Genomic DNA, 16,440 nt, shown 5'->3' with positions numbered 1-16,440 from the left:
TTTGACGCCGCGCGCCGGGGCCTGTAGGGAATAGGATGAACGAGTAACGGGAGCGGCTGGTGCTGCGTTTCATCTTTTCCTTCTTCGGGGCGATTTTCGCCGTCGTGACAATGGGCACCATGATGGTGGCGCTGACCATCGGGGCGGTGTTCTGGATGTATGGGCGCGATCTGCCCAGCCATGACCACCTTGCCCAATACACGCCGCCGACGATCAGCCGCATCTACTCCACCGAAGGCGCGGTGATCGACGAATTCGCGCAGGAACGCCGGTTGTACACGCCCGCCGCGCAGATCCCCGATCTGGTCAAGGACGCGTTCATCTCGGCCGAGGACAAGAATTTCTACACCCATCAGGGCTATGACCTGCGTGGCATCGCCGCCGCCGCCGTGCAGGCGGTGCAGACGCGCGGGCGCGACGTGCGCGGGGCCTCGACGATCACGCAACAGGTGATGAAGAACTTTCTGCTGTCGGGCGACCGGCGCGCCGAACGCAAGATCAAGGAAATCATTCTGGCCAGCCGGGTCGAGAATGCGCTGTCCAAGGAAAAGATCCTTGAACTGTACCTGAACGAGATCTTCCTGGGCCAGAACGCCTACGGCGTCACCGCCGCCGCGCAGGTCTATTTCAACAAGACCTTGTCGGAAATTGCTCCTCACGAGGCAGCATTCTTGGCCTCGCTACCAAAGGCACCATCCAACCGGCATCCGGTGCGCGATCATGATGTGGCGTTCTACTGGAGAAACAATACCCTTCGGGAGATGTTCGAGAACGGCTACATCGACGAGGCCACCTATCAGGCCGAGGTCGCGATGCCGCTGAAATCCGTGCAGAACGGCGACTACGAACCCTACCAGCGGTCGCTGCCGCCCCGTGACTATTTCACCGACGAGATCCGCCGCCAGTTGAGCCGCGACTTCGGCGAGGAACAGTTCTTCTCCGGCGGGTATTCCGTTCGCGCGACGCTGGACCCCGAGATGCAGGGGCAGGCGGCCCAGGCGCTGCGCAGCGCGCTGGAACAATACGACCGTTCGCGCGGGGAATGGCGCGGCACCGGCAAGACGATTCCGACCGATACCCTGGGCGACGAGGCCAAGTGGCGCGAAGCCCTGGCTGACCTGCGTGTGGCCCGCGACATCGAGCTGGAACACCCCTGGCACGTGGCGGTAGTGCGCGAGGTGCGCGACAATTCTCTGCTCTTGGGGATCGAGGACGTGGCGCTGGACGATCCGCGCGGCATGACCGTGCCCCGAACCGACACCGACTGGTTCAAGGGTAGCCTGCAGGACAATTTCGAACCCGGCGACGTGATCCATGTCCGCCAGATGACCCAGGACAGTGACGGCGCCTTTATCCGCTGGAGCCTGCGGCAGGTGCCCGAAGTGCAGGGCGGTTTCATGGCGATGGACGCCCACACGGGCCGCGTCATCGCCATGCAGGGCGGGTTCTCCTACCAGAACTCGGTCTTCAACCGGGCGACGCAGGCGATGCGCCAGCCGGGGTCGAGCTTCAAGCCCTTCGTCTATGCCTCGGCGCTGGATTCGGGCTATTCGCCCGCGACCATCGTTGTCGACGCCCCGATCGAGGTGGACACCGGCGCCGGCGTCTGGCGCCCCAAGAACGCCTCTCACCAGTATTACGGCCCGACACCGCTGCGCACCGGGATCGAACGGTCGCGGAACCTGATGACGATCCGCCTGGCGCAGGAAGTGGGCATGGACATCGTCGCCAGCTATGCCGAGAAATTCGGGGTCTACGACCGCATGGGCCTGTCCATCGCGAACTCGCTGGGCGCGGATGAGACGACCCTGTTCCGCATGGTTGCCGCCTACGCGATGTTCGCCAACGGCGGCGAGCGGGTCGAACCGACGCTGGTCGACCGGGTTCAGGACCGCTACGGCACCACCGTCTATTCGCATGAATCCGTCTTTGGCAACAAACGGGTCTGCGTCGATTGCGACAATCCTGACCTGCCGGAGGGGCAGGCGCCGCGTATCGCCGACGAGCGTGAAAGGGTGATGAACGCCGTCACCGCCTATCAGCTGACCTCGATGATGCGCGGCGTCGTCGAGCGCGGCACCGCCGCGCGTACCGTCAACCTCAGCGTGCCGACCGCGGGCAAGACCGGCACCACGAACGACGCCAAGGATGTCTGGTTCGTCGGCTTCACCTCGAATATCGTGGCGGGCTGCTACATCGGCTACGACACGCCGCGGTCCCTGGGCCGCGGGGCCTCGGGGGGCGGCATGTGTGGCCCGGTGTTCAACGAATTCATGAAGGAAGCTGTCAAGAAGTACGGGGGCGGCAACTTCAAGGTTCCCGAGGAATGCCAGTTCATCAAGATCGACCGTTTCTCTGGCGCGCGCCTGCCGGACGATGCCAGCGGCCCCAACGTCGTTTCCGAGTGTTTCCGCCTCGGCGAAGAGCCGATCTTCGGCGTGATGTTCGACGGCGGCTTTGCGATCTCGGGCACCTTTGACGTGATCCAGCCGGACGGATCGACCGTCGCGCAGGAGGTCACGACCTCGACCGGCGACAAGGCCATCGTGGGGCCGAAGGCGGGCTTTGGCACGTTGTCCTCAGGCGGGTTGTACTGAACAGGGCATCGGTCGCTGTTCCATGTCGGGACAGTGGCCGGACCGGGCCGAACTTCATGCGGGCAGGGGCGGATCGTCCGCCCCGGTGACAGCGGGCCAAACCTCATGCGGATGTTCACCGGCGCGCGTGCCGTGTGAATTTGTCTGCCACGGCTTCCCCGGCTTGCCCGCACCTTGCCCCCTTGGTATCACGCATCACTCCCAAGGACCGAAACAGGACCATAGCAGATGCGCGCAGAGACCCAGAACCATGCCGACAAGATCGAGAAATCGCTCGACCTGCTGGCGCAGCGGCTCGAATGGGACACCGCCCAGCACCGGCTGGAGGAATTCAATGCACGGGTTGAGGACCCCAATCTCTGGGACGACCCGGCGGCGGCGCAAAAACTGATGCGTGAGCGTCAGCAACTGGTCGACGCGATGGAAACCTATACCTCGATGAAGCAGGAGCTTGCCGACCAGATCGAACTGATCGAACTGGGCGAGATGGAAGAGGATGAGGAAGTTGTGGCCGAGGCAGAGGCGGCCATTGCCGCGCTGGTGGACAAGGCCGCAAAAAAGGAACTTGAGGCGCTGCTGAACGGTGAGACCGACGGCAACGACGCCTTTCTGGAGATCAAGGCCGGTGCCGGTGGCACCGAGGCCTGCGACTGGGCCAACATGCTGGCGCGGATGTATGTCCGCTGGGCGGAAAAGCGCGGCTTTGAGGTCGATCTGCAAGAAGAGCAGTCCGGCGCCGAGGCGGGCATCAAATCCGCCACCTATCAGATCAAGGGGCCAAACGCCTATGGCTGGCTGAAGTCAGAGAGCGGCACGCACCGTCTGGTCCGGATTTCGCCGTTTGGCAAAGGCACGCGCGAGACGAGTTTCGCCGCCGTGGGGGCCTATCCGGTGATCGACGACAATATCGAGATCGAGGTGAACCCGGCGGATATCCGCATCGACACCTTCCGGTCCTCGGGCGCGGGCGGCCAGCACGTCAACACAACCGACTCTGCCGTGCGGATCACCCACGCGCCGACGGGCATCGTGGTGACAAGTTCGGAAAAGTCGCAGCACCAGAACCGGGATATTGCCATGAAGGCGCTGAAATCGCGCCTCTACCAGATGGAACTGGACAAGCGAAACGCCGAGGTCAACGCCCTGCATGAGGCCAAGGGGGACGCGGGCTGGGGCAACCAGATCCGGTCGTATGTGTTGCAACCCTACCAGATGGTGAAGGACCTGCGCACCAACTATGAGACCGCCGACACGTCCGGTGTGCTGGACGGCGACCTTGATCCGTTTATGGCGGCGACTCTGGCAATGAACGTCGCGGGCAAAAGCCGCGCGGACGCCCAGGCCGAGGACTGAGGCCGCGCCGCACGCCGCTAGTAGGACCGCAGCACCCCGCGAAAGGCAAAGCTGTCGCGGGTCTTGCGTTCGGAAAACTTGGCGTTGCCATCCAGAAAGCGCACCGTGAGCGGGCGACCGGTGGCCTCTGCCGCCAAGGTCAGACCCGGCAGATGGGCCACGCCAGAGGCAAAGGCCAGCACGCGCGCCGGGCCGTCACGGCCCGCCCAATCCTGCAACGCCTCGGGGTCTTGGGGATCGACGCGCTCTGCGATCACGCCACCGGTGCCGACGATCGGATCGGCGGGCAGCACCATTTCGAACAGCTCAAAAGCGCCGGTGGCAGCGGGATCGGGGGTGAAGGCCATGATGATCCCCGATTGCGGATCGGTCGCCCCCAGCGGCAGGCGCGGCGGGGCGGCGGCCAGTTGGCGCGCGGCGGCATCATAGTCGATCCGCAACAGCTCTCCCCGCCGCAGGATCCAGTTTTCCAGTCGGGGAAAGGGTGCCGCCAAAGAAGCAGGCTGGATCGCCGCGGTCTCTGGATCTTGGCTCCGGTACTGAAACCGGGTGGTGCCGGAGACCGTCGCCGCAGCGGTGGTCACGAGGATCACAAGGATCATCGCAAACAGCGATACCACCGCGTCGAGCTGATAGCTGTCGTCAGGCTCATCGGATCGTTTGCGGCGGAACAGGCGCCGGCTCATTCCTCAGGCTCCTCTGGCGGGTCGATCATGACCACGGTGAGCAGCAGGATGGCGCGTTCCTGCGTGGCATCGCGGGTGGTGACATCGTCTGTTGTGTCGTTCATCTGGCGGACCGCCTGCTGAAAGCGCGCAACACAGCGAAACGCCCGCTGGTCCGCCTCCAGCCGGAGGCGTGTCAGCAGGCGGTCGGGGCGCGGGTGCGTGGCCAGCCAGTCAGCGGCCTCATTTGGCGGCAGCGGCGCTGTGGCGGGCAGCCATTCCGGCTGCAAGGTGGTGGCAACGGCCCCCTCTGCGCAGCGCAGGACCACATCCGCCTGCGGCTGGCTGCCCGGATGATCCTGAAGGTTGCTGGACAGCACAATCAGGATCAACAGGATCGCCGTGCCGCCGACAAAGGCATCGACCATGGCCAGCACCGGCGGTCGGATCAGCCCGCGACGCAGCGGCCCGGTCATTCCAGACCGGCGCGGCGCGACAGGCGGTCCCATGCCTGATCAATCGCCTTTGCCCCGATCAGGCAGATCAGCGCGCCGATCAACCCCAAGAGGGTCGTGTCAAAGGCGACATGCAGTTCCGACAGCACAGGTTGCAGCGCGTCCGGGTTGCCAATGGCGCCGGGCAGCGACTCGATCGCGCCGGAAAGGCCCACAACCGTGCCCAAAAAGCCCAGCATGGGGAAGGCGGTCAGCCCCAGCCGAAGAGGATCAGCAATGATGTCGCCTTCGGAGGCCAGTTCAAAGGCGTCCAGCCGCCGCCGGTCCGGATGGCCGACCCGCAGACGACGGGCCGCGAACAGCCGGGTCAGTTGCGCCAGAGGCGTCAACAGCCCGGCGCGCGCCTCGTGCCGCGAGACAAGCCGGGTGTCGATGGCAAGACTGGTCAGTTGAACTGCGATAAAGATCAGCGTGGCAAGGCATCCGGCGGCAAAGGTCAATCGGATCGGATCAGAGAGGATACGGGTCAGCAGGGGATGGCCGCTGTCTTCGGGCGCGGCCAGCGCAACGATCTCAGGCACCGGGGGGGCTGCGGCGGGGGCGTCCGGCGCAACCGCCGGGGCGGCAGGGTCAGGTGTCGTGTCTGGTGCACCCTCTGGTGCGGTGTCCGGTGTGGCCTCTGGCGGTGTGTCACCCAGGCCCATCACCCAGGTGGTTGCCGTCCGGGACATGTCGCGCGCGGCGTCGGCAATGCTGCGCGGGTCGGTCAGACCAAGATCGCGAAACACCGCCACCGTCAGCGCGACCAGAGCGGCACAGATCAACAGGCTGCGCCATGGGCGGATCGGCAAAGCGCCAAAATCGTGATCCTCTGCACGGGGCAGCGGGGTCATGTCACGGGTCCCCGCGCAGGGTGGCCAACAGGGCGCGGACCTCGGCCCGTTTTGCCGCCAGGTCCGTCCGGCGGGCAATCAACCCGTCGATCTGGGCCAACGTCTCGGCAGAGGCCCCGAAGCCCGCGTTTTCCTCCTGCAAGGCGATCTCGGCGTCCAGTTCCTCCAGAATTGCCGAAAGCTGTGTATCCAGCGTGGTCGCGACCTCGATCAGGTCCGCCCGTTCGGCGACGGGCTCGTTCCCGGTGTCATGGTTGTCGGCGTGCAGCGGCAAAGCGGTCAGCCCAAGTGCCAGCACGCAAGCGCCCAGAAAGGGCGCTTGCAGGAACCGGGCTATGACGGTCATCTCAGTTCTCGACGAGGTTGGGATCACGCTTGCGCAGCGCGTCTTCGACCTGCGCGACGCGGTCCGCGCCCTGCTGGATGATGCCGGTGGCATCGGCAAACAGCTGCTGGATCTGGTCGTAGCGGCGCAGCTTGATCAGGAAAACGATGCGCTTGCGCTCTGCCTCGACGGCGCGGATGCGGCGTTCCAGCGCCTCGAACTCGGACACAAGGGTGCCGCGCTGGTCGGAAAACACCTGCGCATCCTCAAGAAAGGCCTCTTCGAAATCAAGGAAACCCTCGACCTTGGCGGCCTGCGCATCCAGCTTGGCCGCCTCTTCGAGCGCTTGCAGACGCTGCACATAGCTGCCGTCCGGGTCGCCGACACCGGCATGCGCGCGCAGCGTGGCGATCATCTCGTCAAAGGCGGCGTCCGCCTCATTCAGTTCGACAGTGGCAAGGTCGATCTCCGCCGACAGCGCGTCGATCCGGTCGATGGTCGCCTGCCGCGAGGCGGCGATGTCCTCGATCACCTTGGCAAGCGAAACTTCTTCGCCGTCCTGCGCCTGTGCGGTGCCGGAAATTGACAGCGCCAGCCCAAGGACAAGGGCGGAGGCAAAAACCTTCAGAGATTGAAACATCTGGTTACTCCTGCTTGAATATTAGGACAACCGCGCGGACCCCGCGCGGTTCAGTTGCAAATAGAGGGGTCGACAAAGCCCAGGCTGGTCAGCGAGGACAGGTCGCGTTCAAGGTTCTCGACCACAACACTGATCTGGCGGTTCTGCTCTTCGGCCCCGACCAGCGACTGTTGCAGCTGGGTCTGGAACACCTCGACCACCGCCTCGCAGTTGTCAAAGGTCCGGTTGGTGCAGAATTCCTCGCCGCGCGAGGCGAACCATTTCGAATACTCAAGGCGGCAAGAGGTGACTTGCCCCAGCTTGTCGCTCAACTCATCGGCGCGCCCGCTCAGGGATGAGGCCCCGATGTCGATCTGGATCAGCATGTCCTCTCCGATGCTACAGGCCAGCTTGACCAGTTCGTCGCCGTTCAGGGGCCGGTCGCTGAGACCCAGCGAGGGCATTGCGTCGTATTCCCGCTGTACCACGCCGGTCTCACCGCTGAGGCAGCCAAACATCGCTTCCAGCGCAAGGCTGGAGGCCGCGCAGGCCGGGCGGTCAGAGAAGAAGGCGTTGAAAATCGCCAGCCGGCCCTTGTTGCGGGCGATGACCCGGCTGGGCTCTCGCGGCAGCAGGCGTTTGTCGTCGATGCAGGCCTGAAGCGTGACAAGGCCGGTTTCCGAGGGCAGCGGGCAGCTTTCGCCATCCGCGTCGGGCAGGGCGGTCATCGCGGCATCGCAGGCTTCGGTGTTTTCCAGCAGGAATTTGGTCGAGGTGCAGGCAACCTGACAGTAGTTCGGGCATGTGGTCAGCATGTCGTCCGCCGAACACTGTTCGACCGCGAAACTCACCGGGTCGGGTGCATCCTGCGCAACGGCGGCTCCGGTGGCCGCGACCAGCCCGCTTGCAACCAGCAGCGGGGCAAGAAAAGGTCGGGAAACCAAGTATTGAAAGACGGTAAACGACATATCAGACTATCCAAAAATTGCTTTTTCCACGATACCTTGGGAACTTGTAAAACGCGTGTCACCATCCGAAGATACCCTTGGTCCCTAGGATAGCAAATGTTTTTTGACTTCTATATTGAGCGGCGTCCGGCAGGTTTGTCCCGCCTTGGTCTTGCGCTGGTTTTAACGGCTACCGCGTTGGTTTTTCTGACATTCCAGCCGGTCTTTGCGCAAGAGGACGGGGACGATCCGGTCGTCGTGCCAGAACCCGCCGCGCTGCCCGCCCTTTGCACGCAGGCAGGGGTGTCGCCCGAGGACTGTCTGGGGCTGCTGGGACAGTTTTCGCTGGATCTCTATTGCGACATCAACGCGGTTGAGGACGCAGAGTGTCCCGCGTTCATCGCGGCCTACAAGATGCCGCCGGACTGCCGCGCCGCCAATCTGACGGTTCTGGGCTGCGTGGACTTCCTGTCCCGCCGGACCCGCTATTTCCGGGAGCAGGTCAAAGGTCTGATCGCGCAATGCTCCTTTGAGACGGATGAGGTCTGCGCGCCGGTCAAGGTCGATTTGCAGGAGCGGATCGCAGAGCTTGAGGCGCAACTGGCGCAAGTGACGGCGGACAATGCCGATCTGAGGGGGCAGGTTGACGCCCTGACTGCCACCAAGGCCGATCTGGATGCTCAGGTTGCCCTGTTGGTGCAGGACGCGCAGGCGGCGGCCGCAGAATTGGCCACGGCGCAGGCGGCACTGGAGGGAAAACAGCTATCGGTTGCGGATGTGTGCCGGGCGGCGGCAGCGCGCCTGAACGCCCGCGCGCAAGAGGTGCTGACCGCCGCCGCGCCGACGCTGGACCTGACCGCCTGCGCTGCCAGCCCGATTGCCGAGATCACGCGCTTTCTGACCGCGTTGTCGGACGGTGGCGATCCTGCCGCGCCCGCACCCGCGCCGGACGCCGCCCCGACACCAACACCGACGCCAGATCCTGCGCCTGATTCTGCGCCAGATCCGGGCAGCGCGCTGTCCTGCGCCGTGACCCCCGGCGCAGAGGATCTGGTGGCCTTTGTCACATCCCAACCGGATGTTTTTGGCGGGTTGCCTCCTGTTCGGTTCAACCGGATGATCCGGGAACTGGCCGAGGGCAAACAAGCGCAGGACACCATCAATGCGATCTGGCCGGACCCGATCGACGACATTGATGCGGCGTTGCCGTTTCTGGCGATTGACCTGATTTGCAAGCAGTTTCCGGCGACCTGTCTTGCGCAAAGCGGGCAGGATCTGTGTCCGTGATCCGCGGCGCGGCGCTGGTGGGGGTCCTGCTGGCCGCCGCGCCGCTGGCGGCGCAGCAATGCCCTGTCTTTCGCGTTGCGCCCTGCATTCCTTTGCCGCCGGTTCAACCTGCGGAACCGTCTTGTTCAGGACTGTGTCAGGGGCTGAGCGATCAGATGCAGCGCGGCTGTTCCAGCGGCCCGGATCAACCCTATGCCGATACCATCTTTCTGCGTCGGCCCGGCCTGCTGGTCGGAACCGAGACGGACAGGCAGGCCCTCGCGCTGGCGGCCCTGGCGGAAACGCTGGACGGGGCCACGCTGCTGGCCGCACCTTTGATGGACAGCCCCGATCCGGGCCTGCGCTATGCGGCGGGTTTGCAGGTGGCGCTGACGGCGCTGCGGGCGGGTCAGATCGCCGATCCCCGCTTTGCCGACGCGCTGGAACGTATGGCGGCGGTCGAGGATCCGGGCGTTCCGCGCAGCGATCTGTTGTTCCTGCAAGCCATGCTGGCCGAGGCCGAGGGACGCGAGGATGACGCCCTGTCGCTCGCGCGTGCCGCCGCGCGGGCGGAGCCGCGCTTTTTCAACGCGCTGGCGTTGGAACTGCGGTTGACGCTGGCGCAGGGCGATCATCTGCGGGGGGCCGCCGGTCGGCATTCCAGCGCCGCGGCGTGCCTTGCCGAGTTCACCGACCTGCTGACTGCCCTTGCACGGATTGCCGATCTGGAACCCTGCCCACGGGTCGCGGCACATCTGGAACTGTACCTGTCGCGCGGTTTGCGCGCCCCGGACCGCGCGCCGGGCATGATGGCGGTGCAGGTCTATCTGGCGGTGCTGTCGCGGCGCAAGGCATTGGCCGAAGGCGCGCTTGCCGCCTTTTACGACCCGCCCGCGCCGGTCTGCGGGGACAGTGTGGCGCTGGAACTGCAAGGGCTTCTGCAATTGCTGGACGAGGCCCAGCCATGAGGCGGCTGCGGTCCGTTGGCCGCAAGGCGGGCTGGCTGGCGTTGATCGTGCTTGCGGGGCTGGGGCTGTGGCAAGGGGCCGGCGGGGCGGCACTGGAACCGGGCGGCTGGTTCTGGTCGGTGGCGGCGGCGCTTGGACTGGCGGCGGTGCTGTGTCCTGCATCGGCGCTTCGCGCGGTGCCAGCGGCGTCTTTGGCGACCTTGCTGGGGGGGCTGGTGTTCTCCTTGCTGCCCGATGTGCAAGGGCAGGAAGCGGCGATGGCCCTGATGCTGGGCGCGGGCGGTGCGGCGGGCCTGTCTGCGCTGTTGTGCCTTGGCGGGCGCGCAGCGGTTGGCATGGCGCTGCTGGCGGGTGGGGTGCATATCGGCCTGATTCAGGTGCTGACCGTGGCCCCCATGGCCTCGCCCTTTGTGATCTGGCCGTGGTCCGCGCCGGGGCTGTTGGGCGTCTGGATGGCCTTCGGGACGGTGATCAGCCTGACAGCGCCGCGTAGTGGCGCATCACCTCAGCGCGCAGCCAAAGGTAATCACCGGTCAACCGGTGCCATGTAAGGCGCAGGATCGGCTCCGGCATGGCAAAGCGGCGCGCCTCCAGCGCCAATTCCGCCGCCACCCGGCTTTCACGGGTCCATTCCAGCCGGGGATCAAAGACATTGGCCGGGCGCGGCGGGCAATCGGTGCAGTCAAAGGCGGTATCGGCCATGGCAAGGCGCATCAGATCGGTGCATTGCCGGTCCGAAAGCATCGGGTGGCCGACAAGGCACAGCTCATATTCCGTCAACCGCTCGCGCACCCGGCACAGGGAAGAGACCAGCCGCCAGTCGTCGTCCAGCGCGTCCTCGCCGCCGACGCGGCAATTCTGCGCCGGGGTCGCCACGATCCAGTCGGTGCCGCCCTCGGGGGCCAAGGGCGCAAGCGCGGCAAGCATCTGGCCGGATGTGCTGCGGGCGCGCGCCAGATCGGCGCGCAGGGCGGTGGCGTAGGGCAGTGCCGGATCGCTGCTGCGGCAGCTTTGCGGCGCGGTGCCCAGACAGGCAGAGGCAAACCCCGGCAAAGACAGCGACAGACCGGACACAGCGGCGATGAACCCGGAAAGCGGGATGTCCAGTTCGGCGGCGATGGCGCGGCGTTCGACGGTGGTCTGGATCAGCCGCCCCCCGGACCAGCCAAGCAGCGCCAGCAGCCCCAGCACGACCATTCCGCGCAAAAGCCGCCCCAGCGGTCGTCGTCGTTGGGGGACTGGTGTCGCGGGCACCTCGACCGGATCGGGGGGCGCTGCGGCCACCGGCTGAACGACCACCGTCTCGGACCGCGCCGTCTTGGCTGTCCGGGTGGCGGCCAGCGCCGCCTCAAAGCTTTCGGCCGGTGTCCAGTCCAATTCGGACAATTGCAGGCAGATCCGCAGATAGGCCAGAGCCGCGCCAAGGGTATCCGGGTGTGCGCCTTCGGGACGGGCCGTCAGCGCGGTCAGCAGCGGGCTGTCAGGCGGCAGCGCAGCGGTGAACTCTGCCGGAGCGAATGGCGCGTCCTCATCCGGCTGGTCCCCGGTCAGATACCAAGCCAGCAGGTCGGCCCGCGCGCGGCCATAGCGCGCCTGACTGCGGAACCGGTAATAGGGGGGCGCGCCGGTCGGAGCGGTCATTTGAGGCGGACCTCATCATAGGGGCGCGGCATGTAGCTGAGCGGCAGATAGATGGTCTGCACGTTGCCGATGCCAATCCGCGGCCAGATATATTTGCGGCTGGTCAGATCGTCATAGTCCTGTTCGGCCTGATCCCAGACCAGATCGCCGGGCCGCCCGTCGGGACCAATCTCGAACGGGCGCTCCACCCGCAGGTTGGAATCGATCAGCTTGAGCAGTTTGCGGGTGCGGCAGGCCTCACGCCGGTAGGCCTCGACCCGCGTGCGGGTGGTTTTGGACAGGCTGCCAAGGTCCTGACCCAGTTCAAAAACCCCGTCGCCAAGGATGGTCCGGTTGACCAGCGGGATGTCGTCGCGGTTGTCGAAATAGGCAAAGTAAAGCGCGTTGTCGCGCGACAGCACATCGCCGGTCAGGATCTCGATCACCTGCCGCAGGGCGTTTGACAGCAGGCCCTCCGCGCCGGTGTCATGCATCGACTTGCACAGGATGTCGAACTGCTCGGACAGCAGTTTGACGTCGTTCGGGCCGATAGCGGCGAAATAATCCCAATCGGTTGAGGTGCCGTCGGCGGGGACCGCGACATAGCCTTTGGCCGCCAGCGTCCGCGCCTCGGCGGAGCTTTGCACATCGTCCAGATCAATGCCGTAGATCTTGCGCGCCGCCGCCACCAGTTGCGCATAGCCGGGTGGATAGCGGTTCGATTCCGCCACGGTGCTTTCCTCACCGCTGAGCAATATGCTGGCAACCTGCGTGCTGATCACGTCCTGAAGTTCGGTCGCGCCGCGCAGCGACTGGCGGATGCGCAGCCGGGCCTCATCGTCGGACTGACCGCCGCGCGCGGGATCATAGGTCAGTTGGGTGTCGATCCCCATCGGCACACCGTCGATCCGGGTGCGGTTCAGCAGGTCGCGCGTCTGGGTGACAAATCCACCGTTTTCCCCGGCGATAAACTCACCCAGCACCGCAATCGGCACATAAAGCACGTTCTGCGCCGCCATCAACGCGACCAGCGCATCGGGGGCGGGGCCCCGGTCGCCGTGATCGGCGATATGCACAACGATGCGCACGCCGTCGGGACGCCAGTTGGCAGAGGTGATCGCCTGATACAGCGCCGCAAAGGCGGCCTCTGGCTTACCCCCCACCGGATCGGCGATGAACAGGTCGGCGGTTTGCAGCGGGTCAAACTCATCGCCGCCATAGATTTCGGTCAGCGGGACGGCGGTCTTGATCTGCATCGGGGCCGCGTGATCCATCGCACGTGTCGACAGAAAGTCACCGTACATCATCGCGCCAAAGCGGTTGGTGGTCGAGGCGCGCGCCAGCGCGATATCGGCCACCTCTTCGGCGACCATCGGAAAGTAGTCCGCCATAGAGGCCGTCGCATCCATGACAAACAGCACATCAACGGAATCCAGCAGGCTGATCTTGTCCACCACCCGGTCTCCGCCAGCCTCGGAGCACAGTTGGTCCTTGCCGCAGCGCGCGCCGATAAAGGCGATCTCAAGATGCGGTTCCTGCCGGGTGCCCAGCGTGGCCTCGGGCGCGCGGTTGTCGACCAGAACCGGGAATTTGTCGAAATCCTCACCGGCTGCCAGCATCGCGTCCAGATTGGGCGGCACCTCGGCCAGCGGTTCGGCGGCGGCGGTGCCGGGGGCCTCGGTCAGGATCGGGGCCGTTGCGCCCTGTTCGAAAAACGTGGTCAGACGCGAGAACCAGACCGTTCCGGCGGTTTCCAGCACCCAGCCCTCGACCGTCTTTTGATCCGGGCCGATCAGCACAAACAGGTCTTCGCCATCGGGTGAGGCCGCCACGTCCCAGACCTTGAAGACGGAAAAGATCGACAGGTCGCTGGCCAGCCGCGCGCCGGTGTCCGGTGCCGAATAGCGCGCAACGGCGGTACGGTCGGCGGGGTCTTCGGCGTTGGCGTTCCATGTCAGGAACTTGGTTTCGATCGGGTTGTCGGCAAAGCTGCCGTCCGGTTGGCGCATTTCTTCGCAGAGCGCCTCAAAGCTGCCCAGTTCTTCCTTGCGGGCGCAATAGTCAGAGACGCTCATCGGGTCGAGGGAGGGACAGGCGCGGCCCCGGTTGAGCGGCGTGATCGGACCGGCATCGCCCTGCGCCCCGCCCAAAAGCGCGGTGCGCGGCACCCAGCCGCAGAAATTCTGCCCTTCCTCGGCAAGGATCAGCACAAGGTCCTCAGTGCGGGCATAACATTTGACCGGCGTAAACGGCGGGATCACCGCGTCGGTCATCGGTTGCGGCGCAAGTCGGCCCGATTTGATCTGCTGGGCGCGGACCGTGACGCTGTTGCCGCTTCGCGGATAGGCCGAGATCTTTTCGTAAAGGTCGGTCTGGCAGGTGCCCGAGGGGGTGACAAAACTGTCGGCCTGTTGGGCGGTTGCGGGCAGGGGCAGCACCAATACGGCAGAGAGAAGGGCGGCGGTCGGTCGGATCATTGCAGGCCTCCGAAGAGATAGGGGGCAAGGGTTTCAAGGGCGTGGATCAGTTTGAACTGATCCGCGACATCGGGCGTCAAAACCCAGTGGACCAAGCCGCTGCCATCCTCCGGGCAACGGGTGGCAAGCCGTTGGGCGGCCTCGGCAAATGCCTCGGCGCCTGTCGGGTTGATCAGCGTCGCCTGAACCGGTCGGGACAGGTCAAACGCGGCCTCGCGGCTGAGGAAATCGATCACAAGCGATCCGCGTCGGCTGGCCTCCGGCAAGGCCGGGGGGGACGCGCAATAATCGGCCCCCGCATCCAGACCGCTGCGCCCGATTACGACAAAGCGCGGCGTGGTCGCGGTGGAATTGACAAGGTCTTTCAACGTGTTCTCAAGGTTCAGCGGGCCAACTTCACCGGGCCGCAGGGCGTCGGCGGCGCGCAGCGCGCTGTCGGCGGTCAGGGGTTCGGGCGGCAGAAACCCCTTTGCCACGCCCCCCGCTGCCTGCAACAGGAACAGGTCCTCGACCCGTTGGGCAAAGACCGCCTGCGCGGAACTGACAAGGATGCTCAGCGCGGATTGCATGTCGCGTCCGCCGCGCGCGTGGGTCCAGGCGGGGTACAGGTCCGGTCTGAGTGGCGCACCGTTGGTGTCCTCCAGCCCGGTGGTGTTGTAAAGCAGCACAAAGACCGGCCGCGCGGTGCTGCGCAGCGTCGCCTCGGCAAAGATCACATGGCCGTCATCGGTCACGGTTACAGGCACGGGCGCGGGCAGATCCGACGTTTGTGACAGCTCTGCCAAGGGCAGCGCCGTGTCGGGAAAGCGACCGCCCCACGCAAGGCTGCAACTGGACGGATGCGGGTCGGGGCTGGTCAGAGACTGCACCTCTGACGCCGCGAACAGGCGCAGGGCAAGGGTTTCGAGAGGCACGGCCGCGATCGCCAGGTCCGGGTCGATTGCCACGGTGAGCCTGCCGTAAACCTCTTCGCCCTCGGCGTTGGTGATGGCGCTGGCAAGATCGATCTGCATGGGCAGACGCACCGGGTCATGATCGGGGTGGGTGATCTCGACCAGAGGATTGCAATACTCGAATACGGCGCTGCCGGGCGGGTCCGCCAGCAGCAGGTCCACCCCGGCCAGCAGGCGGGGCGGTGGCGGCGGCGGGGCGCGCAGAACCAGCCGAAAGCCACGGTCGGCGGACTCGATGGCGTAGTCCTGCAACCCCGCGTCCAGCAGGCCGACGTCGATCAGTTGCGCCAGCGCCAGAGCACGGTCGGCCACGCCGCCGCCAAGGGCCTCCAGCGCGTCGCGAATGGCGCTCTGCGCCTGCGGATCGTGGCTGAATTGGGCCATGGCCTGCTGCAAAGGCAGGCTTTCCAGAAGGATCACTTCTTCTTCGGGGCCGATCAGTGTGATCGACAGGGCTTCATCGGCAAAGGTCTTGCCGATATCGGGCGGTGTCGGCTTGTCCGCCCCGGCGACCGGGAGATTGGCCACAGGCGGCGCAAGCGGGTTGACCGGACCGCTGGCCGCCAGCAGGCGTGCCTTGAACCCATCAAGATAGGTGGCGCATGGCCGGTCGCAGGTCACCGCGACCAATTGCGGCCCCTTGCCCTGACGCAGGTCCAGACCCATCCACGCATAGTCCCCCCGGCCAAGCGTCGTGTCCTTTTCGCTGGCGATGTACGGGGCAACGGTGAAGTTGGCAAAGGCGTCGCTCTGCGCGGTCAACGGCGCGCCTTCCCGCAGGTCCGGGTGGAACAACAGCGGGCCGACACTCATCCGGGCGTTGGTTTCGGTGATCGAGGGGCCTTCGAGAAAGGCTATGTCAAACACGCCTTGGTTGAAGACGAAGACCGACACCGGCATCGGGGTGCCGTCGCGGCGGGGAAGTTGCTCGAGGCTCTTTTTGGTGCGCAGGATGCCGGTGACCTCGATACAGCCCTCATGCCGGAACGCACCGGTCGTGCTGAAATCCACCGGGTCGCGCTGGCGCTCTCCCAATCGCCCGAAATAACCGGAGAAAACCGGCAGCGCCTCTGGTGTGCCCGGCGGGACGGGATCGAACAGCGGGGTCGCGTCCCGCAACAGGTGCATCGCCGACAAATCGCCCGACAGCCTGCTTTCGGCAAAGGCCACAAGCACCGCGTCACAAACCGGCGGTTCCTGCGCGTGCAGCGCACCCGCGGACAGAGCCAGCCAAAGGGTCACCGCAAACCGTGTGTGTGTCATGGCGTCTTTCTCCCTTCGCGGTCTTGTCCGGCGTATGTG

14 protein-coding genes are annotated in these 16,440 nt (G+C 65.5%); 5 read left to right on the top strand and 9 right to left on the bottom strand.

Features of this window, described 5'->3' with window-relative positions; genetic code table 11:
- The first annotated feature begins 59 nt into the window (after positions 1 to 59).
- Both ACN0S5_RS17015 and prfB read left to right on the top strand, forming a co-directional pair.
- A complete protein-coding gene (locus ACN0S5_RS17015) occupies positions 60 to 2,597 on the top strand; it encodes a penicillin-binding protein 1A (protein WP_417209937.1) in 2,538 nt (845 codons plus the stop codon).
- Between the two features lie 228 nt (positions 2,598 to 2,825).
- A complete protein-coding gene (gene prfB, locus ACN0S5_RS17010) occupies positions 2,826 to 3,950 on the top strand; it encodes a peptide chain release factor 2 (RefSeq protein ID WP_417209936.1) in 1,125 nt (374 codons plus the stop codon).
- A 17-nt stretch (positions 3,951 to 3,967) separates the two neighbouring features.
- Here prfB and ACN0S5_RS17005 read toward each other — a convergent pair whose 3' ends face one another.
- The 6 genes from ACN0S5_RS17005 to ACN0S5_RS16980 are packed head-to-tail and all read right to left on the bottom strand — an operon-like array spanning position 3,968 to position 7,875.
- A complete protein-coding gene (locus ACN0S5_RS17005) occupies positions 3,968 to 4,636 on the bottom strand; it encodes a hypothetical protein (RefSeq protein WP_417209935.1) in 669 nt (222 codons plus the stop codon).
- Positions 4,633 to 5,091, bottom strand: coding sequence for a hypothetical protein (locus ACN0S5_RS17000; protein ID WP_417209934.1), 459 nt, complete (start codon positions 5,089 to 5,091; stop codon positions 4,633 to 4,635). The genes ACN0S5_RS17005 and ACN0S5_RS17000 overlap by 4 nt, the downstream gene beginning before the upstream one ends.
- Positions 5,088 to 5,963: a MotA/TolQ/ExbB proton channel family protein gene (locus tag ACN0S5_RS16995; RefSeq protein WP_417209933.1), complete on the bottom strand. Its 876-nt coding sequence runs from the start codon at positions 5,961 to 5,963 to the stop codon at positions 5,088 to 5,090. Before ACN0S5_RS16995 ends, ACN0S5_RS17000 begins: the two co-directional genes overlap by 4 nt.
- Before the next feature lies 1 nt (position 5,964).
- Positions 5,965 to 6,309, bottom strand: a complete 345-nt coding sequence (locus ACN0S5_RS16990) for a hypothetical protein (protein ID WP_417209932.1) — start codon at positions 6,307 to 6,309, stop codon at positions 5,965 to 5,967.
- A gap of 1 nt (position 6,310) precedes the next feature.
- Positions 6,311 to 6,928: a hypothetical protein gene (locus tag ACN0S5_RS16985; protein WP_417209931.1), complete on the bottom strand. Its 618-nt coding sequence runs from the start codon at positions 6,926 to 6,928 to the stop codon at positions 6,311 to 6,313.
- Between the two features lie 50 nt (positions 6,929 to 6,978).
- Positions 6,979 to 7,875, bottom strand: coding sequence for a hypothetical protein (locus tag ACN0S5_RS16980; protein WP_417209930.1), 897 nt, complete (start codon positions 7,873 to 7,875; stop codon positions 6,979 to 6,981).
- Between the two features lie 177 nt (positions 7,876 to 8,052).
- On the opposite strand from ACN0S5_RS16980, the gene ACN0S5_RS16975 reads away from it, so the two are divergent.
- The 3 genes from ACN0S5_RS16975 to ACN0S5_RS16965 are packed head-to-tail and all read left to right on the top strand — an operon-like array spanning position 8,053 to position 10,639.
- Complete coding sequence (locus tag ACN0S5_RS16975) at positions 8,053 to 9,141, top strand: hypothetical protein (protein WP_417209929.1); 1,089 nt, start codon at positions 8,053 to 8,055, stop codon at positions 9,139 to 9,141.
- On the top strand, positions 9,138 to 10,088 hold the full coding sequence (locus ACN0S5_RS16970; RefSeq protein ID WP_417209928.1) for a hypothetical protein: 951 nt from the start codon (positions 9,138 to 9,140) through the stop codon (positions 10,086 to 10,088). Before ACN0S5_RS16975 ends, ACN0S5_RS16970 begins: the two co-directional genes overlap by 4 nt.
- Positions 10,085 to 10,639: a hypothetical protein gene (locus tag ACN0S5_RS16965; RefSeq protein WP_417209927.1), complete on the top strand. Its 555-nt coding sequence runs from the start codon at positions 10,085 to 10,087 to the stop codon at positions 10,637 to 10,639. Before ACN0S5_RS16970 ends, ACN0S5_RS16965 begins: the two co-directional genes overlap by 4 nt.
- On the opposite strand, the gene ACN0S5_RS16960 is transcribed toward ACN0S5_RS16965, so the two are convergent.
- Genes ACN0S5_RS16960 through ACN0S5_RS16950 form a run of 3 tightly spaced genes read right to left on the bottom strand, consistent with a single transcriptional unit; the run spans position 10,560 to position 16,401 of the window.
- Positions 10,560 to 11,729 (bottom strand): hypothetical protein, encoded by a 1,170-nt coding sequence (locus ACN0S5_RS16960; RefSeq protein ID WP_417209926.1) that lies wholly within the window; start codon positions 11,727 to 11,729, stop codon positions 10,560 to 10,562. The genes ACN0S5_RS16965 and ACN0S5_RS16960 overlap by 80 nt on opposite strands.
- Positions 11,726 to 14,185: a vWA domain-containing protein gene (locus ACN0S5_RS16955; protein ID WP_417209925.1), complete on the bottom strand. Its 2,460-nt coding sequence runs from the start codon at positions 14,183 to 14,185 to the stop codon at positions 11,726 to 11,728. Before ACN0S5_RS16955 ends, ACN0S5_RS16960 begins: the two co-directional genes overlap by 4 nt.
- Complete coding sequence (locus ACN0S5_RS16950; protein ID WP_417209924.1) at positions 14,182 to 16,401, bottom strand: hypothetical protein; 2,220 nt, start codon at positions 16,399 to 16,401, stop codon at positions 14,182 to 14,184. Before ACN0S5_RS16950 ends, ACN0S5_RS16955 begins: the two co-directional genes overlap by 4 nt.
- Positions 16,402 to 16,440: the final 39 nt, after the last annotated feature.

This window comes from Antarctobacter sp., assembly GCF_048262615.1.
GTDB lineage: Bacteria > Pseudomonadota > Alphaproteobacteria > Rhodobacterales > Rhodobacteraceae > Antarctobacter.
The sequence above is the reverse complement of the archived record's forward strand: the minus strand, read 5'-3'. Positions and strand labels throughout refer to the sequence as shown.